Raw genomic sequence first — 23,750 nt, 5'->3', positions numbered from 1 at the left:
CAAAGCCTAGCCCTTGCCAGAGGCGTCAGCCATGGACAGAATGGCAAAATAACTTGCACTTTTTCAGGCGAACAATGACAGAGAAGGTTCCCAGTTTTTTTGTCTATGGCGAACCGGATCGCCCTCTGGACATCGGTTTCCTGCATGTGGAAACCGTGATGGAGCGCCGACAGGTGCATTCCGGCTGCGTTGCCGCGCATCAGCATGACCGCATGGCACAAATCACCTTCTGGACGCGCGGCCGTGGCGTCTACTTCATCGAAGATCAGAGATTGGATTTTATCGCACCGGCCGTCAGCTTTGTGCCGAGCGGCGTGGTACATGGCTTCACAGTTGAGCCGGACGAATCAGATGCGCTGGTCGCTTCGGTGGCAGACAGCGCGCTGGTGCCGATTGCGACGCTGTCGAGCCTTGCCTTCGACCGGCCAATCATGGTGACCGGGCAGAGTGAAAACGCCCTGTGGGAAAAGCTGCGCGCCATCATGCAACGGCTGCACGACGATTACCGGCGCGGCATGCCGGCGGGCCTTGCCGCCCTTCTGGCGGTTGCGACCAATGATATTGCAAGTCTGGCCAGCACCGGCATCCGCCAGGCACCGGGCAGCCATGATCTGGCACAGGCCTTTCGCCGGCTGGTCGATGGACATTTTCGAGAAAACTGGCCAATCGAGCGCTATCTCGAAACCCTGTCCACCACACCGCATCTGCTGACCAAAGCCTGCCGGCAGGCCTTCGGCCTATCCCTCAAGGCCTATATCGATGAACGACGCCTGCTGGAGGCAAAGCGCCTGCTTCTCTTTACCGTCCGTTCCGTGGAAGATGTGAGCTATGAGATCGGCTTTCATGACCCCGCCTATTTCTCCCGCTTCTTCCGTGCCCGCACCGGCCTTCCACCGGGCGAATGGCGCCACAATCAGGCAGGTCGATCCGCCTGATCCCCAACAAAAGCCGTTATTGAGCAAGACCTGATGGAATGTTCTACTGCAAAGTCTTGCGGATAACCGGCGAATAGAACAATGAACATGTTAACGAAAACAAAGAGCGTGAAGACCAGATGGCAGACGGAGCGGTAAACGGGGATGGCGAGAACAAAGCAGCCGACGGCATGACGGCACCGCGTGCCACGCGTCGTTCTCTGCCGATCACGCTGTTGCGCGCCCGAGAAGCCGTGATGAGCCATTTCCGGCCCATGCTCGCCGAACATGACGTGACGGAACAGCAATGGCGGGTCATCCGCGTTCTTCATGAGGCGGGCACGCTGGATGCCTCGGAAGTCGCCGAACGCGCCTTCATCCTGGCCCCGAGCCTCACCCGCATGATCCGGTCACTGGAAGAACGAGGCTTCATTTCCAAGCACAAGGACATCTCCGATGGACGCCGTGTTCTCCTGGCGATTGCGCCAGCTGGCGAAGCAATCATCCGCGAGGTGCTGCCCGATAGCCGCAAGATCTACCAGGAGCTCGAAACCCGTTTTGGCCGAGAGCGGATCGACCTTCTGGTCGATATGCTGGACGAACTTGCCTCCTATCGCAACGAAGGCGCCCGCACCGTTGCGGACGAGTGAGGGGGGTACTCTGGCGTTTGCGCGTTCACTGATCTGCGGCGGCTAAATACCCGTAGGCTGATGTAACACGCACAGAAATGGACCGAGTAACCCATGACACAACAGGTGACCGTCTGGTTCGATAGCGCCTGCCCGCTGTGCATCCGGGAAATCGCCATGATGCGCCGGCTGGACCGGCGCGGCGCGATCCGCTTTGTCGATGCCTGCGATCCCTCGTCCAGCTGCCCGATTGACCGGGCCGATATCCTGGCGCGTTTCCATGCCGAAGAGGCTGGCACGCTGTTCTCCGGCGCTGCAGCCTTTGCCGCCATGTGGCGCGCCATACCGCTTTTGCGTCCGCTTGGGCTTCTGGCCGGTTGGGCGCCTGCCACACCGATCTTCGAGCGCGCCTATACAGCGTTCCTGCGTATCAGACCCCGATTGCAAAGGCTGTTTCAATGAGTGATCGTTCACGCCCCGTGCCGCAGGGTCGCCTGTCGCGTCTAGCTGCCTTCGGCCAGATTGCCGGCGGCGTTGCCACAGGCGTTCTGGGCGAGGGTCTGCGCCGCATGGCACAAGGCGAGCGGCCGCATTTGAGCGACCTGCTGCTGACGCCTTCCAATGCGCGCAAGGTGACCGACCAGCTGTCGCGCCTGCGCGGTGCGGCCATGAAGCTTGGCCAGATGCTGTCTCTGGATGCGGGCGACATGCTGCCGGAGGAGCTGACCGCCATTCTGGCGCAGCTGCGCAATTCAGCCCATATCATGCCGCCGCACCAGCTGGAGCGCAGCCTTGCCGCCGCCTGGGGAGCCGACTGGCGCCGCCAGTTCGAAAGGTTCGACATGACGCCGATCGCCGCTGCGTCGATCGGCCAGGTGCACCGCGCCCGCCATGTGTCCGGGCGTGATCTGGCGGTCAAGGTGCAGTATCCGGGCGTTGCCGTCAGCATCAATGCCGATATCAACAATGTCGCAACGCTGCTGCGCATGTCAGGCCTGCTACCTTCGGGGCTCAACATCGCGCCCCTGTTGACTGAAGCCAAGCGCCAGCTGCACGAAGAAGCCGACTATCTGCGCGAGGCAGACCAGATGCGCCGCTATGGCGAACATCTGGCGACAGACAGCCGCTTTGTCCTGCCGCAGCCGTTTGACGAACTCCTGCGCCCCACTGTCCTGCCGATGGATTTCCTGCCGGGGGTTCCCATCGAAAGCCTGTCGAATGTATCGCGGGAGAAGCGCAATGCCGCAACCGAAGCGCTGCTTGATCTGGTGCTTAGCGAATTGTTCGACTTCGGGCTGATGCAGACCGATCCGAACTTCGCCAACTACCGCTGGCAGCCAGACAGCGGAAGAATCGTCCTCCTGGATTTTGGCGCTGCACGCCCGGTGGGACCCGAGACTGCGGACGCCTACCGCCAGCTGCTGCGCGCCGGTCTGGCAAGCGATGTACCAGCCGTGCGCGAAGCGCTGATCGGCATGGGCTTTATGTCGAAGGCGCAAGCCACCCGCCATCGTGCCGCGGTGGATGCGATGATCGGCATTGGCCTTGCCCATATTCATGCAAGCCGCGGCGGGGTGTTTGATTTCGGCGACCGGCAATTTATTGCAGAGATCCGGCTAAAGGCAGCACCACTGATTGCCGACCGCGCGAGCTGGGCACTGCCGCCGCCCGACAAGATTTTTCTGCAGCGCAAGATCAGCGGCATGGTGCTGCTGTTGACCCGGCTGCAGGCGCAGCTTCCGCTCCTGGACAAGCTGGCGCCCTATGCCTGACGGCAGAAGGCAGATCAGGTGATCTTGAACTTACCGTCTTCGGTTGCCTCCAGAAGCAGGCGGATGAGCGGGTTGGGAAAGCGGCGCTTCACCGTCACGGCATAAAATGTCTCGATAACACCGGGCAGCGCATCGAATTCCACAAGGCTTCCCGCTTCAAGCTCGCCCTTGACGACGATGGGCGGCAAAACCGCAAGGCCAGCCCCTTCGCGCGCCAGAAGGCGCATCATCGCCATGTCATCCACTTCGGCAGCGATCTGCGGAACGATGCCGAGCCGCGCCACAAGCGCTTCGAACTGCGAGCGTACGCCACTTTCCAACGTCGGCAGAATGACCGGATGTCGGGCCAGGAGCTGGGCAAGCTTCAGGCCCGAGCCGCTATAGGAGGGCTGCCCCACAAGGCTGACGCGTTGCTGATAGACATGCTGGGCGACAAAGGGCGTGATGGCATCCGACATCGGCGCCTGATTGAGCAGCACGATATCGAGATTGAGCGAGCCCAGCGCACCCAGAAGCTCGCTGGTGCTGCCGGATCGCAGGATCATGTCCACATCCGTTCGACCGAGGATCGGTCGCAGGAATTCCATCTGGAAGTTGCGCGACAGCGTGGCAAGCGCCCCGATGCGGATAGCGCGACGGATACGCCCGGTCTCCTTCAGCGTTTCAAGCAGTTCATCGCCGGTGGAAAAGATCGTATCGGCATGGTCGAGCGCGATGCGTCCCGCCTCCGTCAGATAGAGCTGGCGCCCCCGGCGCTCAAACAGCGCATGGCCCAGCCGCTCTTCCAACTGCTTGATCTGGATCGACAAAGCCGATTGCGACAGGTTCAGCCGCTCAGCCGTTCGGGTGAGGTTGCCATCATGGGCGACGGCGCGAAAATAACGCAGGTGGTGATAGTTCAGCTCTGGCATGGTTCTATTTTATAGAACGGTTTCACAGAAACAATGAATTTTTATTGGGATGTCCCGACTGTTAACAGACCCGTGACTGAGCCGTTACGTCCTCCCAAGGAACGGCCCTAGCCCGGAGATTGCCCATGAGCCACACCTTGCCCCTTCTGGCGCCCCTGCTGCTGCTTGCCGCATCCGCCTCTGCCTTTCGCGCCCCAGGCTTGAGGCCACGCCTTGCCATCCGGGTCGCCGAACTTGCCGCCATCGGCGCCATTCTCGTCACCGTCCTGTCCGGCATCCTGCTGGCGCAATCGGGTCCCGGCACCGGCTTCAAGATCGGCTATGGCTATATGGCCCTTGCGCCGCGCCTCGACCTCGTCAGCCTGATCATGCTCGCTCTCGTGTCTTTCATCGGCTGGATGGTGCTGCGCTATGCCGGCACATTCCTTGGTGGTGATGAACGGCAGGGACCGTTTACCGGTTGGATGACGGCAACGCTTGCGGCCGTTCTGCTGCTTGTCCAGTCCGGCACGCTTCTGCAACTGGTCATCGGCTGGGTCGCGACCAGCCTTCTGCTGCACCAGTTGCTTCTGTTTTATCCGCAGCGGATTGCAGCCCAGCGGGCCGCCCGCAAGAAGTTCGTGATTTCGCGCATCGGCGATGTGGCGCTGATTGCCGCCGTGGTTCTGCTGGCTTATTCCTTCGGCACAGGCGATATCGGCGAGATCCTGGCGGCTGCCAGGCAGACGGAAGCCATACCGCTTTCGACAACGGCCGCCTGTCTTCTGGCGCTTGCCGCCCTGCTCAAGTCCGCACAATTTCCGACGCATGGCTGGCTGACCGAGGTGATGGAAACGCCGACGCCGGTTTCCGCCCTCCTGCATGCCGGCGTGGTGAATGCCGGCGGCTTCCTGCTCATCCGCTTTGCCGATGTGATGCTGCAGGCGCCGGTCGTGCTTGCCCTGCTGGTGATGGTCGGTGGCTTTACCGCGCTGTTTGGCTGTATCGTGATGCTGACGCAATCCAACGTGAAGACCTCGCTTGCCTGGTCCACGGTGGCGCAGATGGGCTTCATGATCCTGCAATGCGGGCTGGCGCTTTTCCCCATCGCGCTTCTGCACATCGTTGCCCACTCGCTGTATAAGGCGCATGCCTTCCTCTCCTCCGGTTCCGCCATTGACACGGTCGCATCCATCCGGCGGCCCGGTCCGGTTGCCATCCCGGATGCAAGGGCGGTGGGTCGCGCCTTCCTGCTGGCGCTTGCCATCTATGCGGTCATCGGTGTTCTCTTTGGCTTTGCCGACAAGCCACCGCAGGCGCTGGCCCTCGGCGCAATCCTGATCTTCGGTGTCGCCTACCTGATTGCGCAAGGGCTGGCCGATGCCGCACCGCGCGCCCTCACCTGGCGCACCTCGCTCTATGCCATCTCGGCGGCAACCGCCTATTTCGCCCTGCAACGCGGCGCCGATAGCCTGCTGCACGGCACGCTTCCGGCAACGCCGCAGCCGGGACCGCTCGAATGGTCGCTGATGATGCTCTGCGTTGTCACTTTCGGCATTGTCGCCGTCGCCCAGGCGCTCTTCCCGCTCTGGGCCTATCACCCGGCCGCATCGGGCCTGCGGGTGCATCTCGCCAACGGCCTTTACGTCAATGCCCTCTTCGACCGCCTGCTCGGAGGCTGGACGCTGCCACGCGCCACCAGCCTGCCCAAAGCCGCAATGCCTGACATCGCTGTGTCCCAAGTGAAGGAGTAATCCGATGACCGAGAAAACCACGATCGACATGCTGCATCGCGATGCGCTGGCACGGGCGGCAGATCAGGCGGTCCGGGCCATTCCGCCGGCCTGGCCGCTGACGGCAACCGTTGCCGTCAATCCCTTCCTCGGGCATGTCGGTGAAAAGCTCGACATCACGGCTGCAAGGCTTGCCCGCATCGGCGGCGTGCGGCTTGCGCTGCCAAGACACCATTATGCCGACAAGATCGCCAAGGGCGAGATCAGCGATGACGATCTGGTCGCAGCACTTTCGGCCAGCACATCGGCCAGCATACTTGCGCATCGGCTGGATCTTGCCGGATTGAAGGCGGCGGCAACCCGCGAGCCCTCGGCGCTGGAAGCACTGCCGACGATTGCGGATCTGGCCGCCCGCGCATCCGGCAAGGACTGGCCGGGCCTGATTGCCGACCGAATCGGCGTGTTTGCCTCCGGCTATTTCGATGAAGGCCAGGCGCTTTGGGCAGCCTCGCGGCGCAACGGCATCTATGCGGCCTGGCGGGCCTTTGCGACCCATGACCTGACACCTGAAATTCTCGGCCTCAAGGGGTTCGGCATCCATGTCTCCGATACGCCTGAAACCGCGCAGGCGGCAATCGAGCGGGCAGCCATGCGGTTCGGGCTTGGCGCCGAGCCCGGCACCTATTTCCATCAGCTTCTGCTGACGCTGGGTGGCTGGGCGCAGTATGCCCGGCATTTACAGTGGAAGGCGGAACTGGACGGCAATGCCGATCAGACGGCGCTGGAGCTTCTGGCCATCCGGCTGGTGTTTGAAGAGGCGCTTTATATCCGCCACCAGTCCAAGATTGCCAAGGACTGGCGCGATGTCCGCCGGGTGCATGTGCAACCGCTTGTACCGAGCGAGGATACGCTGATCGACGGGCTGTTGCAGGTTGCAGCGGAGCGCGCAAGCGAACGCCGGCTCGCCGCCACGCTTGCGCTTGCAACCGTTGCCAAGGTTGCCGAGCCACGCCCGCTGCTGCAGGCGGCGTTCTGCATCGACGTGCGCTCGGAAGTGTTCCGCCGCGCGCTGGAAAGCCTCGATCCCGGCATCCGCACGCTCGGCTTTGCCGGCTTTTTCGGGCTTGGTGCAAGCCATCATGGCTTTGCCTCGGATGTGGCCGAACACCGGCTTCCGGTGCTGCTCAAGCCCTCGGTCTTCACGTGCAGCGAGGTGGAGCCAGGCGGCACCGCAGACCGCAAGGCACGGTTCGGCGCACGCGCCATTCGCGCCTGGGGACGCTTCAAGCTGGCGGCGGTCTCCTCCTTCGCCTTTGTCGAGGCCATGGGTCCGGTCTATGCGGCAAAGCTGCTGCGCGACGGACTTGGCTATGGCAAAGGGCACAAGCCGGATGCGGCGGCCCCTCGTTTCTCGTTCAAGCTTGACCTTGCGACCCGCGCAACCATGGCGGAAACCGTTTTGCGCGCCATGTCGCTGACGCAGGGCTTTGCCCGCGTCGTGCTTCTGTGCGGTCACGGTGCCAATGTCGTCAACAACCCCTATGCCAGCGCACTGCATTGCGGCGCCTGCGGCGGCTATGCCGGCGATATCAATGCGCGGCTGCTTGCTAACCTGCTGAACGATCCGGAAGTACGCCAGTTGGTGGCGCAGAAGGGTATCGAGATCCCGGCCGATACCGTGTTTCTCGGCGGCCTGCATGACACCACGACCGACAGGATCACACTGTTCAAGGCCGATGTCGATCACAAGAAGCTGGCGACAGACCTTCGCCGCATTCGCGACTGGCTGGCAAAGGCCGGTCACCTTGTGCGCGAGGAAAGAGCACTTCGCCTGCCGGGGGCAACCGCCGGTTCGCTCGCGTCCCGCAGTCAGGACTGGTCACAGGTTCGCCCTGAACTGGGCCTTGCCGGCTGCCGGGCCTTCATTGCCGCGCCGCGCAGCCGCACCAGTGGCAGGTCGCTGGAAGGCCAGGCTTTCCTGCACGACTATGCATGGCGCAAGGATGAGGGTTTCAAGGTCCTCGAGCTGATCCTGACGGCGCCGGTCGTCGTGGCAAGCTGGATCAGCCTGCAATATTTTGGCTCGGTTGTTGCGCCGTCCCTTTATGGCGCCGGCAACAAGCTGCTGCACAATGTGGTCGGCGGCATCGGCGTGGTGGAAGGCAATGGCGGCAATCTGCGCGCCGGCCTGCCCTTTCAATCCGTGCATGACGGAGAAGCCTATGTGCACGAACCGCTGCGGCTGACCGTTGCGGTGGAGGCGCCAAGGGAAGCCATCAGTGACATCCTGCGCCGGCATGGCCAGGTGCGGGCCCTGTTCGACAATGGCTGGCTCAATCTGTTTGCGCTGGATGACCAGGGCCGGATGGCCTGGCGCTATGCGGGCGATCTGGACTGGGCGGGCATATTTGCGGACGAGCATCCAACGGATATCCGCAAGGCGGTCAGTTGAACCCAACAGTGCCATCATGTGTGACCCGCCGGACAGAGATCCGGCGGCGCTTTTCGTCACTCTATAGAGCTATTCTGCCTTGGAACCGGCAAACAGCGTCCAGCGCGTGGGACGAAAGCGCAGGTCCGCACCGAGCGTAACCGCCGCGTCAAGCGGCACTTCTATTTCCACGTGATGGGCTTTGCCGCCATTGGCGATATCAATTTCGGCAATGCGCGTGCCGGCCAGCCGGCGACAGGCGGTTACCTTGCCAAACAACGCATCGGTCTCTTGCGTCAGCGCCACATCCTGCGGCCGGAAGAACAGCATGGCATCGCCCTCCTGTCTCTCGGCAATTCCGATCGGGCGACCGTTGAAGAGTACATTGCCGCCAGGGGCAACCCTCACGGGAAGCTGCGAGGATTCACCGATGAAGGAAAAGACGAAGGGCGAGCCCGGTCGGTCATATACATCATCGGCAGATCCCACCTGCTCTATTTTGCCCTGGCTCATCACCACCACGCGATCGGCAAGCTCCAGCGCCTCTTCCTGGTCATGCGTGACGAACACGGTGGTGTGGCCGGTGCGATCATGAAATTCGCGCAACCAGCGACGCAGTTCCTTGCGCACCTTTGCGTCAAGCGCCCCAAACGGCTCGTCCAGCAGGAGAATGCGCGGCTCGATTGCCATGGCGCGCGCCAGAGCCACCCGCTGCCGCTGGCCGCCGGACAACTGGTTGGGGTAGCGCTTTTCCAGACCGGACAATTGCACCATGTCCAGAAGCTCGCCGACGCGTCGGCGGATTTCCGCCTTCGGCGGGCGGATCGCGGCGGGGCGCACTTTCAGTCCAAACCCAATATTGTCGCCAGCCGTCATATGCCGGAACAGCGCATAGTGCTGGAAGACGAAGCCGACATTGCGCTCCTGCACCGTGCGGTGCGATGCATCCTCCTCACCGAAGAAGATCTGCCCCTCGGTCGGCTGATCAAGGCCGGCAATCAGCCGCAACAGCGTCGTCTTGCCGGAACCGGAAGGGCCAAGAAGGGCAATCAGTTCGCCGGATTTGATTTCCAGCGACACGTCGTTCAGCGCCGGAAAGCGGGCAAATTCCTTGCGGACATGGTTGATGGTGACGTCCATCGGAGAAAGGCCTTTCAATGCCTGCGGCCGCCGGCGCCGCCAGCGCCGAACCGCAGTTCCAGAATTGTCTTGAGAGCGAGCGTGACAAGCGCAAGCGCTGCCAGCAGCGAGGCGACGGCAAAGGCTGCCACGAAATTGTATTCGTTGTAGAGGATCTCGACATGCAGCGGCATAGTGTTGGTCAGGCCCCGCACATGGCCGGAGACCACCGAAACGGCCCCGAATTCACCCATGGCGCGGGCATTGCAAAGAAGCACGCCATAGAGCAGACCCCATTTGATATTGGGCAGCGTGACGAACCAGAAGGTCTGCCAGCCGGACGCTCCGAGCGACAACGCCGCCTCCTCATCGCCAGTGCCCTGATCCTGCATCAACGGGATAAGTTCGCGCGCGACGAAGGGAAAAGTGACGAAAACGGTGGCGAGCACGATCCCCGGCACGGCAAAGAGTATCTCGATGCCATAGCTTTTCAACCATGGGCCCAGCAGGCTCTGGCTGCCGAACAGCAGCACATAGACAAGCCCCGAAATCACCGGCGAAATCGAAAAGGGCAGATCGATCAACGTGATGAGAAAGGCCTTGCCCTTGAATTCGAACTTGGCAATGGCCCAGGCCGCCGCAACCCCGAAGACAAGGTTCAGCGGCACCGCAATGACGGCCACCAGCAGCGTCAGCCGGATGGCGGAAACCGCGTCAGGCTCGACCAGCGCCTCGACATAGGCTTGCCCGCCCTTGCGGAAGGCCTCGACGAAGACGCCCACCAGCGGCAGGAACAGAAAGAAGGCGAGAAATGCCAGGCCGACAAGGATGACCAGCAGCTTGACCAGCGGGCTCTCGTCTGTAGGGTCCCGGAAAGGTGTTGTGCGACTATCGGACATGGGAACTCCGCTTCTGACCTTGAGCGGCGGCAAACTGCCCCTCATCCGCGTGCCGGCACCGTCTCCCCGTCTCTACGGGAAGACGGCTGTGGTGGGTGGCAGCCTCTGCAACCACAGAAACGTCACACATAGCCATACCTCTTGCGGCTCCAGGCCTGGATCAGGTTGATGACCAGCAGCATGGCAAAGGAAATGGCGAGCATGATGGTCGCGACGGCCGTGGCGCCCGCATAGTTGAACTCCTCGAGCCGGATGACGATGAGGAGCGGCGCGATTTCAGAGACATAAGGAATATTGCCGGCAATGAAGACCACGGAGCCATATTCGCCAACGCCGCGTGCAAAAGCCAGGGCAAAGCCGGTCAATACGGCGGGTGCAAGGCCCGGAAGCAAGACCGTGAAGATGGTCTGGAAGCGGCTGGCGCCCAGTGTTGCCGCCGCTTCCTCCACCTCGCGGTCGATCTCTTCCATCACCGGCTGCACCGTGCGCACCACGAAGGGCAGGCCGATGAAGATCAGTGCCACGATGATACCGATGGGCGTGAAGGCGATGCGGATATCGAAGGGCATGAAAATCGCGCCGATCCAGCCTTTCGGCGCATAAAGCGAGGCAAGCGCGATGCCCGCTACCGCCGTTGGCAGGGCAAAGGGCAGATCGACCATGGCATCGATCAGCCGGCGCCCCGGAAACTCGTAGCGCACGAGGATCCAGGCGATGAGAACGCCAAACACCGCATTGATCAAAGCAGCAATCAGGGCGGTGCCAAAGCTTATGTAGAGCGCGGCAAGCGTTCTCTCGTCCGTGAGGACCGCAAAGAACTGCGCCCAGCCGATGGAAGCCGTGCGCCAGACAAGACCCGCCAGCGGGATAAGGATGATCAGGGAAAGGTAAGCGAGCGAAAAGCCGAGCGTCAATCCGAAACCCGGAATGATGCTCGGCTGTTTCCACCGCCACCGTGACGTGGCTGCAAGTGTCATGAAGCGTGGCGCCTTATCGTGTGCAGGATCAGGGCTCAGCGTGCCGGCTTGTAGATCTGGTCGAAGATGCCGCCATCACCGAAGTGCTCGGGCTGCGCCTTCTTCCAGCCACCGAAGATCGGATCGTCAATGGTGACGAGCTTCACATCGGGCAGTTTCTTCAACAGATCGGGTGCTACCACTTCCGGCTTTGCGGGACGATAGAAATGCTTGGCAGCCAGATTCTGGCCCACATCGGAATAGAGATATTGCAGATAGGCCTCGGCCACCTTGCGGCTGCCCTTGGCATCGACATTGGCATCCACAACGGCAACCGGCGGCTCTGCCAGAATGGAAATCGGCGGCACGACGATCTCGAAACTGTCCTCGCCGAATTCCTGGCCGGCCAGATAGGCCTCGTTTTCCCAGGCCAGCAGAACGTCGCCGATCTGGCGCTGAGCAAAGGTCACGGTGGAGCCGCGTGCGCCGGAATCAAGCACCGGAGCGCGCTTGTAGAGATCGGAGATATAGGCCTTTATCTTGGCCTGATCGCCCTTGAACTCCTCGTTTGCCCAGGCCCAGGCAGCCAGATAGTTCCAGCGCGCACCGCCCGATGTCTTGGGGTTCGGCGTCACAATGGACACATCCCCCTTCACCAGATCGCCCCAGTTGTGGATGCCCTTCGGATTGCCCTTGCGAACCAAGAACACGATGGTCGAGGTATAAGGCGAGGAATTGTTGGCAAGGCGACCGCGCCAATCCGGCTTGATCTTGCCGCCATTCTCGGAAATCGCGTTAATATCGCTTTCCAAAGCCAGCGTCACGACATCGGCCTCCAGCCCGTCGATCACCGAGCGGGCCTGCTTCCCGGAACCGCCATGCGACTGTTGAATGGTGACCGTCTCGCCGGTCTTTGCCTTATAGTCCTTTGCAAATGCCGCATTGAAGTCCTTGTAGAACTCACGGGTCGGGTCATAGGAGACATTCAACAGCGTGGTATCAGCCATGACCTGCGGCGCAACCAGCAGGGATGCAAAAAGGCTTGCGGCGGCAAGAGAGAACACTCGGGTGGACCTGGACATGATGGCTTCCTCCGTTTGAATGCCGTCAGTCTATAGAGCCGATAGACATTTGCAACGGACCGAAACCAGTTCGCAAAACTGTTTCACTTTCAAGGATTGCCGGGAGAATGGCGAGGCTCTCATGCGCCAGCGCAACAGAACGAATAGGGTGTAATGCCGTCAATCGGCGCAATAATCTCCTGCGCACAACGCCTTGTTTCGATCACCAGTAGAACAATAATGCGACCGCACCCGCCAGTCCCGTGGCCAGTGACACGGGCCAGCCGACCTTGACGAATTCGATGAAGCGATAGCTTCCAAGGCTATAGGCCAGCATATTGTTGTGGTGACCGAAGGGTGTCAGGAAATCCAGCGATGCGCCCATCGTGACGGCCATCAACAGCATTTGCGGCGAAAGGCCCGTCGCTCTGGCAACCTCCAGCGCAACGGGCGCCAGAATAGCAAGCGTGGCTGTGTTGTTGACGAAGGGCGTAATCAGCATGGCGAGCGTCAGCAGCACGATGACAGCCACCGGGGCACTGGCCATCGGCATCAAGCCGATCAGCCCATGGGCAATTGCCGCAGCAGCACCGGTTGTTGCCAGTGCCGTGCCGAGCGGCAACATGGCCACCAGAAGAATGATAATCGACCAATTGAGGTTTCGAAGGCCAAGCCGCAGGTCCAGCCAGCCCATCAGGCAGAAGATCGCAACGACGGCGCCAAGCGCGATATCCGGCGCCAAGAGCCCGAGGGCCGAGACAGAAACACCAAGAGCAAAGACAAGAAGCGGCATCCAGCCGGTGGCAGCTCGTGCCGCGCCGTCGTTTCCGGCAACCTCGATCAGATCATAATAGCCGATGAAGGACCGGATGGCGGATGCCTCGCCTTCCAGCAGAAGCAGATTGCCGACGCGAAACGGCAATTCCTCGAAGGCACCTTCAAAGCGGCCCGACTCCCCTTCGATCCGCAGGATCGTCACACCGGGGACATTGTCCGGGTCGAGGCTTGCCACGCAGGAGCCGACAAGCACGCTGTGCGGCATGACGACCGCGGCGATCTGCTGGCCTCGGCTGTTTTCGCCGCCGCCTGCATAGGCAAAGGCGCCGGAGGCGAGACAGGCCTCGAGCCGTACCGCATGCGCCTCGACCAGCAAGTGATCGCCGTCAGACACAATGCTGTCCGGCTTCAACGGAAAGAGCCGCTTGCCGGCCCGCACAACATTGCGAACCCTGCCTTCGAGCATGCCTTCGAGTTGACCAACCGTCTGGCGACCGGAACCCCTTGGCAGAGCGACCAGATCCGTCATGACCCTGCGGGTTGGCGATATCTCTTCCGGCGCCTCGCCAGCCGGCACCCCGACATAGAGGCTGCGCGGCAACCAGGCAGCCATGACCAGGAGGCCGCAGAGTGTGGCCGCGATCCCGGCCGGCGCGAAATCTAGAAATGCAAAGGGCTTGCCGGTTGCCTGCTGCAAAAGTGTGCTGGCAATCAGGTTGGGTGGCGTGCCGATCGATGTCCAGAGCCCGCCCATCAATGTGGCATAGGACAAAGGTAGAAAGATCCAGCGCGCCGGAATGCGATTCTGGGCCATCACCGAGAAACAGGCCGGCAGCATCAGAGAAAAGGCAGCGACATTGTTCATGACGCTGGACAGGCAGGCAGCGACCGCGCAAAGGGCAATGACGAGCCAGTGCGGGCGCAAGCCGCGCCGGTTCAACCACCCCCCTATGCGATCGAAGATATGGCTGCGGCTGATCGCCTGGACGATCAACAGGACCTCGATGACGGTAATCACGGCCGGCGATGTCAGACCTGAAAAGATACCGCCAAGCGGAACCAGCCCGAGAACCGCGGCCAGCGCCAGGCCACCGATGGCCATGGTTTCAAGCCGGAAACGATCCGTGGCAAACAGGGCAAGAAGGCCGAGAAGCAGGGCAATTATCAGGAACTGGTCAGTCGTCACGCCCGCGCGTCTCTCCCGCAAAACCTTGGGAGAGAATAGATCATCGGTCCCAGACCGTCAGCCCCTATTTCCCGCCCGCAGCGGATGGCAAGCCAGGCCGCATGGCGCTATAGAAAAACGGCCCAGGCTTTCTCCTGGACATCTGGAAGGAAAACGCACGCCATGTTGTCGATGAAGGGCAAATATGGGCTGAAAGCGCTCTATCATCTCGCAGGTCTGCCGGAAGGTACGTTCGCGCAATCTGTCGAGATTGCCGAGGCGAATGGCATTTCCAAGAAGTTCCTCGATGCCATTCTGGGGGACTTGCGCCATAGCGGCTTCGTGGTGACGCGCAAGGGGCGCGGCGGTGGCTATAGCCTCAGCCGGGCGGCAGATACGATCATGGTCGGCCAGGTTCTGCGTGTGCTCGACGGGCCGCTGGCGCCAATCCTGTGTGCCAGCCGTACAGCCTATTCCCGCTGTCATGATTGCCCGGACGAGAATGCCTGCGCGGTTCGCCTGACAATGCTTGAAGTGCGCGAGGCCATTGCCGCCGTGCTTGATCGCAAATCGCTGAGCGCCATGCGCCGGATGGTGGAAGACGAACAGGCCGATATCGAGCAGATGCTCGCACGATCGCAACTATAGACGCATTTCCACGCCGCCACAGCATGCACGTCCATACAACTTATCTCCAGGCTTCGCGTGTTTCGGCTGCAGGTTAAGTTACGCGTTCGCCTTGGAGAGAGCTCGGGAATGATGCTGGGAGATTTGTATCGTCTGCTGAGAAGCGGACATGTGCAGGCTCAGGGTGCCGTCGATACGATCACCCAGCCAATTATCGTTCTGGACCAGAATCTGTGCCTGGCAATCGCAAACAATGCCTTCATCCGCACATTCAAGGTGGAGCGTGACGCCATTGCCGGCCAGCCATTCCTTGCACTTGGTAATGGACAATGGAATATTGAAGAGCTGCGCGAACTTGTGGCCTCGGTCATTCCGAAGGCCACGCGGTGATCGGCTTCGAGGTCAAACATGACTTCCCCACCATCGGCCAGCGGACCTTTCTCGTCGATGCCCGACACCTGTCGCATCTGGACGGCAATAGCAGCAGCATTCTCGTGCTGTTTGACGATGTGACAGAGCGCCAGCGAAATGATGCGGAAATGGGCTTCATCATTGCCGAAATGCGCCACCGCATGAAGAACCTGTTTGCCGTGGTGCGCGCGATTGCATTGCAGACAGACACGAAGGATCGCAGCGCCATCGAGTATCGCGACAGTTTTCTCGGGCGGCTCAACGTCACGCTGCGTACCCAGGAAATGACGGCAGACTGCAAGACGGCGAATTTCGAAGCGATAATCAGGCAATCAGTGGGCGCGATTGGGCTGGACCGTATCGAGTGCGGCAGACCGGCCGTCGAGCTGGTCAGCGCCCGCATCCTTTCAACCAGTATGATCTTTCACGAACTCACAACCAATGCGATAAAGTGTAGTGCACTGTCCGTGCCGGAGGGCCGCGTGTCGGTCAAATGGCGGCTGGAAGACGGTCAGGCGGGGCGATCCTTCATCGTCTGCGCATGGCGAGAAGAAGCCGGCCCCGCGGTCGCAGCACCTCAGCGCATGGGCTATGGCACGCAATTGATCAACGGACCGGCAGCTCATTTGGGCGGCAGAGTGGAACTCATCTATGGTTTGACCGGTTTGGAAGCCAGCATCCGCATTCCGCTTTGAGGACTTCATCATGACTGACGCCACATACGACAGATCCGCGACACGCGTTCTCGTCGTCGAAGACGAACTCTTCATTGCGATGGAGATCGGCGATGCGTTGTTCGAAGCGGGATTTGAAGTCCTGGGGCCTGCATCTTCGGTGGACAATGCCCTTGCCCTCCTGCGGACGACGCGGCCCGATGCCGCCGTTCTTGATGTCAATCTGGGACGCGAAAAAGTAACGCCGGTTGCTCTCTATCTCAAGTCGCAGGGCGTACCCTTCGTTCTGGCAACCGCAGGCTCGCCCGGCGAACTGGCGCAGGACCCCGTGTTCTGCAATGTGGACAATCTCGGCAAGCCGACCTCGATGACCGAGCTTGTCGAGAAGATCCGTTCGCTTGCCGCGTAACGGGCCGGCTTGCGATCAAGCAGTGAACATGGCCTGCTGCAACGCAGCAGATAAAGCGGATCACGCGCCGCTCACACTTCATTGTTTCCAGGTGATAATAGATATTGTGTATTAATATCAGTATTTTACCGCAGCTGCGTCATTGTCAACATATTGCGAACACACCGTCGCCATTCCGCGATGGAAACTGCCGTGCCTAGTAGATCCTGCACGCAATGTGCTCTCGAAACAATGCAAGGATCCGCGATGTTTTCACTTAAGTCCGCCCTCGTTGCCGGTGCTCTCGCACTTGCGTCCTCCACGGCATTTGCGCAGACGATCAATGTTCCCGCCGGCACCTACCAGGCTGACGTCACCCACACCAATGTCCTGTGGAGCGTCGTGCATTTCGGCCTTTCCAACTATATCGGCCGTTTCGACAAGATTTCCGCCACACTGGTGCTCGATCCGGCTGACGTCACCAAATCCAAGCTGACGGCCACCATCGACCCCCTGTCGGTCAGCACCAATTATCCCGCCGGCGACAAGAATTTCAATGCCGAGATCGCCGGTGCGATGTTCTTCGACGCAGCGAAGTTCAGCGAAATCAAGTTTGTATCGACGGCGATCAACGTCAAGGATGGCAAGACCGGCACCGTTACCGGCGACCTGACATTCCACGGCGTGACCAAGCCCGTCACGCTTGACGTCACTCTCAATGCCGCGCTCAACCCGCATCCGATGTCCAAGAAGCCGACTGTCGGCTTCTCGGCAACCGGCACCATCAAACGTTCCGATTTCGGCGTCACGGCGCTGGTCGGCCCGGTCAGCGACGACGTGAAGCTGACGATCGAAACCGAGTTCGTCGCGCAGTAAGCACCCAGCGCCTGCCGTATATCCGGCAGCCGGGGCGCAACGCCACGCTGCTTATTTGCTCAATCTGCTCCAGGTCCGGCGCATCCCGACACCGTGTCGGGATGCGCCGGCCGTTGACACTCCCCTGCAACGACTGGAAGTCACCAATGTCAGACACACACTCGGTTCGCGCCTACAGCATGGGTGCAATGATCCTGCACTGGCTGATCGCGGCCCTCATCCTCACCCAGCTTGCGGTGGGCTTTCTGATGAGCCGCGTGGACAGCGTGCCCGATACGCTGCGGTTTGCCATGTTTCAGTGGCACAAGACATTTGGCGTTGCAGTGCTGACGCTGACCATCGCCCGCATTGCCTGGCGCCTGTTCCACACGCCGCCGGCCCATGCGCCGATGAGCAGGGCTGAAGCGACAGCGGCCAGCATCGTGCATGTGCTCTTCTATGCCCTGATGCTGATCGTGCCCCTAACCGGCTGGCTGCTTGTTTCGGCATCCTCCACCGGTATTCCGACCTTTCTGTTTCTCTCGCAAAGCCTTGTCTGGCCGCATATTTTCGTTCCAACAAGCATACGAGCCACGGTGGAAACCGTTTCAGACTATGCGCATATAATCCTCGCCTATGGATTCGGTCTATTGCTGGTGCTGCATGTCGCCGGCGCGCTGAAGCATTCGCTCATTGACAAGATGCCGTCCTTCTCACGGATGCTTCCTCTTGGCTGGCTGACGCGGATGCCCTCCTCTGCCATAGGCGCCTTGGTCTCGGTGGTGCTGGCGCTGTGTTTCATCGGCGGCGGGCTGGCAATATCGCAAACCGGCGCCCCCACAGCCGTCAACGCCGCCAATCTTGGGCCGACCTCTGCGGCGCCATCGGGCTGGGTGATCGACAAGGCCAAATCGAAGCTTGCCTATTCGATCAATTTTTCTGGAACGCCGACGGCCGGCACCATCGGCACATGGGATGCCACCGTCGATTTCGATCCCGACAATCTGGCAGCCGCCAAAGCGAGCATCAGCATCGCCGCCGCTTCGGTCGATTTCGACAATCCCTTCGTCAAACCGAACATAAGCGGTGACGACGGCCTGCAGACGGCGGCCCACCCGCTGGTGGAGGTGGTTCTCGATCGCTTTGAGCGCGCCGGCGCGGCCTATATCGGCCACGGGAATGTGCTGATCCGCGGCGCAACCGTGCCTGTATCGGTTGCCTTCGACATGAAGCGCGACGAGACCGGACGCGCCATCGCCACCGGCTCAGCAGAACTCGATCGGCTGGTGCTGGGGCTTGGCCTGCAAAATGATGCAAAGGGCGAGTGGCTGGACAAGCTCATCCGCGTCAGCTTCACGCTCGAAGCAAGCCCGTCTGGCCCGACAAGCTGAGGCGCGCGCCCTTGGCGCTTTTCCGACCGGCTGGGGTGCTCACCGGCTCCCCTGCCCGATCCGGGGTTCGATCCGCAAAGCCCGCAGCGCATTGAGGATCACGGCGACATCGATCAGTTCCTGAAGCAGGGCTCCCTGCACAGGCGTGAGATAGCCGAATGCAGCGGCGATCATGCCGAGAACAGAAAGGCCAATACCGGCCACCACGCTTTGCAGCGCAATGCGCCGTGAACGCTGGGCGATCTCGATCCCCGGCAGCAGACGATCCAGATGATCGACGAGCAGCACGATATCGGCAGCCTCCGCCGAGGCGGCGGCCCCGCGCGCACCCATTGCAATGCCGATATCGGCCGCAGCCAGCGCCGGCGCGTCGTTGACGCCGTCACCCACCATCATCACCGGTCCGTGCTTGTGCTCGCTCAAGACCAGGAGAACCTTTTGGTCGGGCGTCAGGTCGGCGCGCACACCATCCAGGCCAAGGCCCTTGGTCACCGTGTCGGCCACGGCGCGACGGTCACCGGTTGCCAGAAGGATGCGGCGGATACCCAGCTTTCGCAAATTGGCGATCAGTTCCGCCGTTCCCTCCCGCAGCGCATCGGCCATGGTCAGGGTACCGGCCATCCGGTTGTCGATAGCAACGGCAACCAGCACGGTCCCGACATTGAGGGCGGCGCCCGTCACGGCCTGCACGCCGATCTGGCCGCTGACATAGGCGAGGCCTCCAACGATCACATGCCGACCGGCAATCGTGCCGGAAAGCCCGTCGCCGGGACGTTCGCTGACATTTTCAGGCGATGGAAGCACGAGGCCCTGGCTGCGCGCTGCGGCAACGATTGCCTGTGCCATAGGATGTTTCGACGCCTGTTCCAGAGCGGCGGCAAAATACAGGATATCTGCGTCCGACATGCCGTTCAGCGCTTCGGTCGAAACAATCTGCGGGCGACCTTCCGTCAGCGTACCGGTCTTGTCGAGGACGAGCGTCTGGATGCGCGACAGGGCTTCCAGCGGTTTTGCGCCCTTGATCAGAACGCCGAAATGCGCCGCCCGCGACAGACCGGCCACCAGCGCCACGGGCACGGCCAGAATCAACGGGCAAGGCGTTGCAACGACCAGCACGGCAACCGCACGAATGGGGTCTCCGGTCAGCCACCAGGCAGCAGAGGACAACGCAATCGTGACGGCGAGAAACAGCAGGGAATAGCGGTCTGCAAGCCGCGCCATCGGCGCCTTGGAGGCCTGCGCCGCCTCGACCAGCCGCACAATGCCGGCATAGGTGCTATCGGCGGCACGGTGGCGAACCCGCAAGTCGAAGGCATCGCCGGCATTCGTTGATCCGCTCATCGCCTCTGCACCCCGATCAAGCCGGACAGGCATGGATTCGCCGGTCAGAGCCGACTTGTCGAGCATGGCCTCTGCGCTCTCTATATCGCCATCTGCCGGAACGATCGCGCCTTGGTGGATCAACAGCAGATCGCCGGGCTCGACCGCGTCGAGCGGCACATCTTCAAGCCCAGCCGCGACATAGCGGGTTGCCGATCGCGGCACGCGCGACAGGAGCGCGCTCATTTCGCGCCGGGCACGGCCCTCTGCAAAGCTTTCCAGAAATGTGCCGCCGGAATACATAACCGCGACCACGGATGCCGCCAGCGTTTCGCCGGATAGCAAAGCCGCCGTCATCGAGAGAGCCGCCACGATGTCGAGCCCCACCTCGCCGCGCCAGAGGCTGCGCAGGATCTCGACGACCAGCGCAACCAGAACCGGAACGACACCAACGCGCCAGGCCAGCGTCGCGGCATCCGGCCTTTCTGCAACAAAAAGGCCAAGCCCCAGCACCAGACAGAGCGCTGCCAACAGCAGCAAAGCGGATTTCAGACGGTCGGCGTTGATATAGGCCATGTATGTCTTTCCTGTCCGCGCAAGGCGCATTGCCGATCACACGGTTCACTGCTTTCGCGTGATCCTGCCCTCAAGGAGCGCAGCAGCAGCCACCGTATTGGAAATCGTCCCATATTTGCGAACATTCTTGTGCAGGAGTTCAAGCCGCTGATCGCTTTCGTCGGTATCGATGACAAGCTGGTAATCGATAGAGACAATGCGCGGCGGACTGTCCTGGCGCAGTGCGTGAAGGCTGACCTCGACGCCGGAAAGCTGGAAATCCAGCATCGGCATGACGCGCTCTATGCCCTTGATCATGCAGGCCGCAATGGCCGCCAGCAGAAGTTCGGCGGGATTGAAGGCATCTGGCGTACCGGAAAGGCCTGTATCGAGCATGATCTGTGCGGATTTTGCCTGTGCGACACTGGCCTGCGGATCGATCCGGCTGGCCGTTACCCGATATTCCAGCATCTGCGACACTCCCAATGAGGGTCCCCGGCGGGGAACCATCCTGCCGAGGCTAGCACGCAGCGCAAAAGGTCAACTTGATACGCATCAAGTGCGCATGCCCTGAACCGTTCGCGAAACCCATCGGCAGAGCGCAGGAAGGCCCATGTCGCGCGGCCCCATCATGCTTATCGGGTTCAGGCGGTCGGACCAGGGTTCATGGCCTGGCTAGCCGCGATCAATAGACGCTTGATGTCATCAGGTTCGGCCTTGGTCAGCGCGTCAATACCGACAACATCGCGCAGGATCGAAAAGCCGAACAGCATGGACAACACAAGCGCCACCCTCGCCTCATGCCCTTCAGTCTCGACAAACGAGGGCATGACCAATGATTGGGCGATGTCGCGGATGGCGGTGGAGGCTTCCGAGCTGGACAAGGACCGGATAAAAATGTCGATCGGGCGCAGCTCTCCCGGCTCGCGGTTGCGCACCACCTGCTCGAACAGACGATTAAACCGATCACCGTCGGACGCAAGCAACACTTCGTTGGCGGAAATCGCCACCCGAACACATTCAGCGAACAGCTTTTCCTTCGAACCGAAGCTGCGATGCACCCAAGCCACATCGACACCCGCATCTTTGGCGATCATCCGCAGACCCGTGCTTTCGTAGGACTGTGTTGAAAATCGCGCAATCGCGCAACGAAGGATGCGATCGCGGGCAGGCTCCTTTTGCTCAGACTTCTTTTTCCGTTCCAGCATAGCTGTATTTTCCCCATTCCACTCTCATCCTATGCGATCGGACGCTCCAAATCAACAACCGTTGACAAATTTAGTCAACAGGTGTTGATTGTCTCGCATATTCATGTGCCAGCAATTTCAGGACTTAAGTCCGCAAAGCAATATGGAGTTTAAATGCGCGTCCATCGTTCATGGTTTTCTATCGGGTTACTCGGCACAATGGCGGCGCTTTTAAGCGCCTGCGCAACCGTGCCGCCCCGGCCTGTCAATCTGGCATCCTCAGCCCTTTTGACGCCGACGCGCACGATGAACACGCCCTATCATTTTCGTCGGCCAGGCGTGGATTTCGCGACCTACAACAGCATCGTGATGGCGCCGGTCAAAATGGCATTTGCGGCAGGAAGCACATCCAATGCCGTAACGCCTGGCGAACAGGCGCAGCTTGCCAAGGAATTGCAGCAGCAGTTTACCGCGGCCCTGTCGCAGCATTTCCGCATCGCAGCCGCACCGGGATCACGCAACCTTTTGGTCCAACTGACACTGCTTGATGCCGCCAAGAGCAATTCGGTCATGTCAACGGTCAGCCATGTCCTGCCGGTCGGGCTTGTCATCAATGCCGGCGCGCAGATGGCCGGCCGGCATGGCACGTTTGCGGGCTCGGTGCTCTATGCCGTCGAGGTCCGTGACACGCAAACAGGCGACATTCTCTATGCGGAAGTTGCCAACCAGAGCGCCAAGGCTCTCAACATAGCCGCAAGTGTAACCCCTCTCGGGGCAGCCAGTGCCGGTATACGCGTTGGCGCAGAAAGCTTTGTCGAACAGTTGTTGAAGAAGGCACCGTGATGAATCTCTGCCATCAGAGCGCGATGCGCAGCCCTGCGCGGGACAGCGATCGGCCATCAATACCCACAGGCGACAGGCAGCACAGGCGCGCAGCTCTAGGGCCTCTGCTTCTGCTCCTGATGCTCATGCCGCTTGCCGGTTGCGAAAAGCCGGCAGAGAGCGCCGAGAGGCCGCCGCAGCCCGTGCGGGCGGTCAGCGTATCGGTCACCAGTTATCAGCCTGTCGCGACCATTACCGGCCAAGTACAGGCGCGCATCCAGGCAGACCTTGCCTTTCGGGTCAGCGGCAAGGTCGTCGAGCGACGCATCGATGTGGGCACGCATGTGAAGGCAGGCGATCTGCTTTTGCGTCTGGACGATACGGAACAGCAGGCCGATGTACAGATTGCCGAAGCTTCGCTGCGGGCAGCGCAAGCAGACGTGAAGCAGAAGACGCTTGCCTATCAGCGCTATCGCACCCTTCTGGATACGCAAGCCATTGCGCAACAGGTCTTCGATCAGGCGCAGCAGCAGCTGGCAACCAGCCAGGCAACGCTGGAATCGTCCGAGGCCACCCTTGCCTCCGCAAAGGACGCGCTCACCTACACAGCCTTGCGTGCCGATGCGGACGGGATCATCACGGCACGAAATGTCGAGGTAGGTTCAGTGGTATCGGCAGCCCAGGCGGCACTCACCATCGCCCATGACGGGCCGCGCGACGCCGTCTTCAACGTCTATGAAGCCTTCTTTCTGAAGGGCGAACCCTCGCAGAATGTCGACGTCTGGGCGATCAGCGCACCGACACAAAGGGCAAAGGCCGTCATTCGCGAAACCTCGCCGGTCATCGATCCCAACACCGGCACGATCCAGGTCAAGCTGACGCTGCCAGACGAGGCAACCTGGCCGCTTGGAACACCAATCCTTGGCGCATTCCTTGCCGCGCAGGACAAGGGTGCGGTTCTGCCCTGGAGCGCAATGTCGTCGCTGGATGGCAGGCCCGCCGTCTGGGTCATCGACAAGCAGAGCCGCACCGCCGCCCTCCGGCCGATCAAGATCGCACTCTACAGGTCCGGAGAAATCATTGTTGCTGAGGGACTTGCGCCCGGTGACCTGGTCGTGACGGAAGGTGGCAAGATCATCCGACCCGACGAAACGCTGACATGGGAGGGCTGATC

General features: G+C 61.1%; 23 protein-coding genes. 14 read left to right on the top strand and 9 right to left on the bottom strand.

Annotation, left to right across the window (positions count from 1 at the left end; genetic code table 11):
- Positions 1-74: 74 nt before the first annotated feature.
- From E8M77_RS12945 to E8M77_RS12930, 4 genes are all read left to right on the top strand, one after another.
- On the top strand, positions 75-935 hold the full coding sequence (locus tag E8M77_RS12945; protein WP_137131034.1) for a helix-turn-helix domain-containing protein: 861 nt from the start codon (positions 75-77) through the stop codon (positions 933-935).
- A 119-nt stretch (positions 936-1,054) separates the two neighbouring features.
- Positions 1,055-1,564, top strand: a complete 510-nt coding sequence (hpaR, locus tag E8M77_RS12940; protein WP_137131033.1) for a homoprotocatechuate degradation operon regulator HpaR — start codon at positions 1,055-1,057, stop codon at positions 1,562-1,564.
- A gap of 93 nt (positions 1,565-1,657) precedes the next feature.
- The gene (locus tag E8M77_RS12935) at positions 1,658-2,005 is read left to right on the top strand and encodes a DUF393 domain-containing protein (RefSeq protein ID WP_137131032.1); all 348 of its coding nucleotides are present in this window, start codon (positions 1,658-1,660) and stop codon (positions 2,003-2,005) included.
- Positions 2,002-3,315, top strand: coding sequence for an AarF/ABC1/UbiB kinase family protein (locus tag E8M77_RS12930; RefSeq protein ID WP_137131031.1), 1,314 nt, complete (start codon positions 2,002-2,004; stop codon positions 3,313-3,315). Before E8M77_RS12935 ends, E8M77_RS12930 begins: the two co-directional genes overlap by 4 nt.
- A gap of 14 nt (positions 3,316-3,329) precedes the next feature.
- Here the strand turns inward: E8M77_RS12930 and E8M77_RS12925 are convergent, their stop codons facing one another.
- Positions 3,330-4,226: a LysR family transcriptional regulator gene (locus E8M77_RS12925; protein ID WP_137131030.1), complete on the bottom strand. Its 897-nt coding sequence runs from the start codon at positions 4,224-4,226 to the stop codon at positions 3,330-3,332.
- Positions 4,227-4,351: 125 nt separating this feature from the next.
- Between E8M77_RS12925 and E8M77_RS12920 the strand changes: the two genes are divergently transcribed.
- On the top strand, positions 4,352-5,959 hold the full coding sequence (locus E8M77_RS12920; protein ID WP_137131029.1) for a proton-conducting transporter membrane subunit: 1,608 nt from the start codon (positions 4,352-4,354) through the stop codon (positions 5,957-5,959).
- A 4-nt stretch (positions 5,960-5,963) separates the two neighbouring features.
- Complete coding sequence (locus E8M77_RS12915) at positions 5,964-8,390, top strand: DUF2309 domain-containing protein (protein ID WP_137131028.1); 2,427 nt, start codon at positions 5,964-5,966, stop codon at positions 8,388-8,390.
- 69 nt (positions 8,391-8,459) lie between these two features.
- On the opposite strand, the gene E8M77_RS12910 is transcribed toward E8M77_RS12915, so the two are convergent.
- From E8M77_RS12910 to E8M77_RS12890, 5 genes are all read right to left on the bottom strand, one after another.
- Positions 8,460-9,509 carry a sulfate/molybdate ABC transporter ATP-binding protein gene (locus tag E8M77_RS12910; RefSeq protein WP_137131027.1) on the bottom strand — a complete coding sequence of 350 codons (1,050 nt, stop codon included), beginning with the start codon at positions 9,507-9,509 and terminating at the stop codon, positions 8,460-8,462.
- A gap of 14 nt (positions 9,510-9,523) precedes the next feature.
- Positions 9,524-10,387: a sulfate ABC transporter permease subunit CysW gene (cysW, locus tag E8M77_RS12905; RefSeq protein ID WP_137131026.1), complete on the bottom strand. Its 864-nt coding sequence runs from the start codon at positions 10,385-10,387 to the stop codon at positions 9,524-9,526.
- A gap of 122 nt (positions 10,388-10,509) precedes the next feature.
- Positions 10,510-11,364, bottom strand: a complete 855-nt coding sequence (gene cysT / locus E8M77_RS12900; RefSeq protein ID WP_137131025.1) for a sulfate ABC transporter permease subunit CysT — start codon at positions 11,362-11,364, stop codon at positions 10,510-10,512.
- 35 nt (positions 11,365-11,399) lie between these two features.
- Positions 11,400-12,425 carry a sulfate ABC transporter substrate-binding protein gene (locus E8M77_RS12895; protein ID WP_137131024.1) on the bottom strand — a complete coding sequence of 342 codons (1,026 nt, stop codon included), beginning with the start codon at positions 12,423-12,425 and terminating at the stop codon, positions 11,400-11,402.
- A gap of 202 nt (positions 12,426-12,627) precedes the next feature.
- A complete protein-coding gene (locus E8M77_RS12890; RefSeq protein ID WP_137131023.1) occupies positions 12,628-14,367 on the bottom strand; it encodes an SLC13 family permease in 1,740 nt (579 codons plus the stop codon).
- Between the two features lie 162 nt (positions 14,368-14,529).
- On the opposite strand from E8M77_RS12890, the gene E8M77_RS12885 reads away from it, so the two are divergent.
- The 6 genes from E8M77_RS12885 to E8M77_RS12865 all read left to right on the top strand — a co-directional run bounded on the left by E8M77_RS12885 (position 14,530) and on the right by E8M77_RS12865 (position 18,692).
- A complete protein-coding gene (locus E8M77_RS12885) occupies positions 14,530-14,994 on the top strand; it encodes an Rrf2 family transcriptional regulator (protein WP_137131022.1) in 465 nt (154 codons plus the stop codon).
- Between the two features lie 108 nt (positions 14,995-15,102).
- The gene (locus tag E8M77_RS24470; protein ID WP_348639905.1) at positions 15,103-15,363 is read left to right on the top strand and encodes a hypothetical protein; all 261 of its coding nucleotides are present in this window, start codon (positions 15,103-15,105) and stop codon (positions 15,361-15,363) included.
- The gene (locus tag E8M77_RS12880) at positions 15,360-16,079 is read left to right on the top strand and encodes a sensor histidine kinase (protein ID WP_348639904.1); all 720 of its coding nucleotides are present in this window, start codon (positions 15,360-15,362) and stop codon (positions 16,077-16,079) included. The genes E8M77_RS24470 and E8M77_RS12880 overlap by 4 nt, the downstream gene beginning before the upstream one ends.
- Before the next feature lie 10 nt (positions 16,080-16,089).
- Entirely contained in the window at positions 16,090-16,467 is a 378-nt protein-coding gene (locus E8M77_RS12875; protein WP_137131021.1) for a response regulator, read from the top strand.
- A 246-nt stretch (positions 16,468-16,713) separates the two neighbouring features.
- Entirely contained in the window at positions 16,714-17,322 is a 609-nt protein-coding gene (locus tag E8M77_RS12870; protein WP_137131020.1) for a YceI family protein, read from the top strand.
- 146 nt (positions 17,323-17,468) lie between these two features.
- Complete coding sequence (locus E8M77_RS12865; protein ID WP_137131019.1) at positions 17,469-18,692, top strand: cytochrome b/b6 domain-containing protein; 1,224 nt, start codon at positions 17,469-17,471, stop codon at positions 18,690-18,692.
- Positions 18,693-18,731: 39 nt separating this feature from the next.
- On the opposite strand, the gene E8M77_RS12860 is transcribed toward E8M77_RS12865, so the two are convergent.
- From E8M77_RS12860 to E8M77_RS12850, 3 genes are all read right to left on the bottom strand, one after another.
- The gene (locus E8M77_RS12860) at positions 18,732-20,588 is read right to left on the bottom strand and encodes a heavy metal translocating P-type ATPase (protein ID WP_137131018.1); all 1,857 of its coding nucleotides are present in this window, start codon (positions 20,586-20,588) and stop codon (positions 18,732-18,734) included.
- Positions 20,589-20,633: 45 nt separating this feature from the next.
- Positions 20,634-21,038, bottom strand: coding sequence for an OsmC family protein (locus E8M77_RS12855; RefSeq protein WP_137131017.1), 405 nt, complete (start codon positions 21,036-21,038; stop codon positions 20,634-20,636).
- A 173-nt stretch (positions 21,039-21,211) separates the two neighbouring features.
- Positions 21,212-21,775: a TetR/AcrR family transcriptional regulator gene (locus tag E8M77_RS12850; RefSeq protein WP_137131016.1), complete on the bottom strand. Its 564-nt coding sequence runs from the start codon at positions 21,773-21,775 to the stop codon at positions 21,212-21,214.
- Positions 21,776-21,928: 153 nt separating this feature from the next.
- Between E8M77_RS12850 and E8M77_RS12845 the strand changes: the two genes are divergently transcribed.
- Both E8M77_RS12845 and E8M77_RS12840 read left to right on the top strand, forming a co-directional pair.
- Entirely contained in the window at positions 21,929-22,597 is a 669-nt protein-coding gene (locus tag E8M77_RS12845) for a DUF3313 domain-containing protein (RefSeq protein ID WP_137131015.1), read from the top strand.
- A 119-nt stretch (positions 22,598-22,716) separates the two neighbouring features.
- A complete protein-coding gene (locus E8M77_RS12840) occupies positions 22,717-23,748 on the top strand; it encodes an efflux RND transporter periplasmic adaptor subunit (RefSeq protein WP_137131109.1) in 1,032 nt (343 codons plus the stop codon).
- Positions 23,749-23,750: the final 2 nt, after the last annotated feature.

Source organism: Rhizobium sp. FY34, from assembly GCF_005222845.1.
Taxonomy (GTDB): Bacteria; Pseudomonadota; Alphaproteobacteria; order Rhizobiales; family Rhizobiaceae; genus Neorhizobium.
The sequence above is the reverse complement of the archived record's forward strand: the minus strand, read 5'-3'. Positions and strand labels throughout refer to the sequence as shown.

Bases quoted from the DNA above. Each gene is read 5' to 3' on its own strand.
- E8M77_RS12855 (WP_137131017.1), bottom strand. From the start codon at position 21,038: ATGCTGGAATATCGGGTAACGGCCAGCCGGATCGATCCGCAGGCCAGT.
- E8M77_RS12935 (WP_137131032.1), top strand. From the start codon at position 1,658: ATGACACAACAGGTGACCGTCTGGTTCGATAGCGCCTGCCCGCTGTGC.
- cysW (WP_137131026.1), bottom strand. From the start codon at position 10,387: ATGTCCGATAGTCGCACAACACCTTTCCGGGACCCTACAGACGAGAGC.
- E8M77_RS12910 (WP_137131027.1), bottom strand. From the start codon at position 9,509: ATGGACGTCACCATCAACCATGTCCGCAAGGAATTTGCCCGCTTTCCG.
- E8M77_RS12845 (WP_137131015.1), top strand. From the start codon at position 21,929: ATGCGCGTCCATCGTTCATGGTTTTCTATCGGGTTACTCGGCACAATG.
- E8M77_RS12945 (WP_137131034.1), top strand. From the start codon at position 75: ATGACAGAGAAGGTTCCCAGTTTTTTTGTCTATGGCGAACCGGATCGC.
- hpaR (WP_137131033.1), top strand. From the start codon at position 1,055: ATGGCAGACGGAGCGGTAAACGGGGATGGCGAGAACAAAGCAGCCGAC.
- E8M77_RS12920 (WP_137131029.1), top strand. From the start codon at position 4,352: ATGAGCCACACCTTGCCCCTTCTGGCGCCCCTGCTGCTGCTTGCCGCA.
- E8M77_RS12850 (WP_137131016.1), bottom strand. From the start codon at position 21,775: ATGCTGGAACGGAAAAAGAAGTCTGAGCAAAAGGAGCCTGCCCGCGAT.
- E8M77_RS12860 (WP_137131018.1), bottom strand. From the start codon at position 20,588: ATGGCCTATATCAACGCCGACCGTCTGAAATCCGCTTTGCTGCTGTTG.
- E8M77_RS12865 (WP_137131019.1), top strand. From the start codon at position 17,469: ATGTCAGACACACACTCGGTTCGCGCCTACAGCATGGGTGCAATGATC.
- E8M77_RS12895 (WP_137131024.1), bottom strand. From the start codon at position 12,425: ATGTCCAGGTCCACCCGAGTGTTCTCTCTTGCCGCCGCAAGCCTTTTT.
- E8M77_RS12915 (WP_137131028.1), top strand. From the start codon at position 5,964: ATGACCGAGAAAACCACGATCGACATGCTGCATCGCGATGCGCTGGCA.
- E8M77_RS12930 (WP_137131031.1), top strand. From the start codon at position 2,002: ATGAGTGATCGTTCACGCCCCGTGCCGCAGGGTCGCCTGTCGCGTCTA.
- E8M77_RS12875 (WP_137131021.1), top strand. From the start codon at position 16,090: ATGACTGACGCCACATACGACAGATCCGCGACACGCGTTCTCGTCGTC.
- E8M77_RS12925 (WP_137131030.1), bottom strand. From the start codon at position 4,226: ATGCCAGAGCTGAACTATCACCACCTGCGTTATTTTCGCGCCGTCGCC.
- E8M77_RS12840 (WP_137131109.1), top strand. From the start codon at position 22,717: ATGCTCATGCCGCTTGCCGGTTGCGAAAAGCCGGCAGAGAGCGCCGAG.
- E8M77_RS12870 (WP_137131020.1), top strand. From the start codon at position 16,714: ATGTTTTCACTTAAGTCCGCCCTCGTTGCCGGTGCTCTCGCACTTGCG.
- E8M77_RS24470 (WP_348639905.1), top strand. From the start codon at position 15,103: ATGATGCTGGGAGATTTGTATCGTCTGCTGAGAAGCGGACATGTGCAG.
- E8M77_RS12885 (WP_137131022.1), top strand. From the start codon at position 14,530: ATGTTGTCGATGAAGGGCAAATATGGGCTGAAAGCGCTCTATCATCTC.
- cysT (WP_137131025.1), bottom strand. From the start codon at position 11,364: ATGACACTTGCAGCCACGTCACGGTGGCGGTGGAAACAGCCGAGCATC.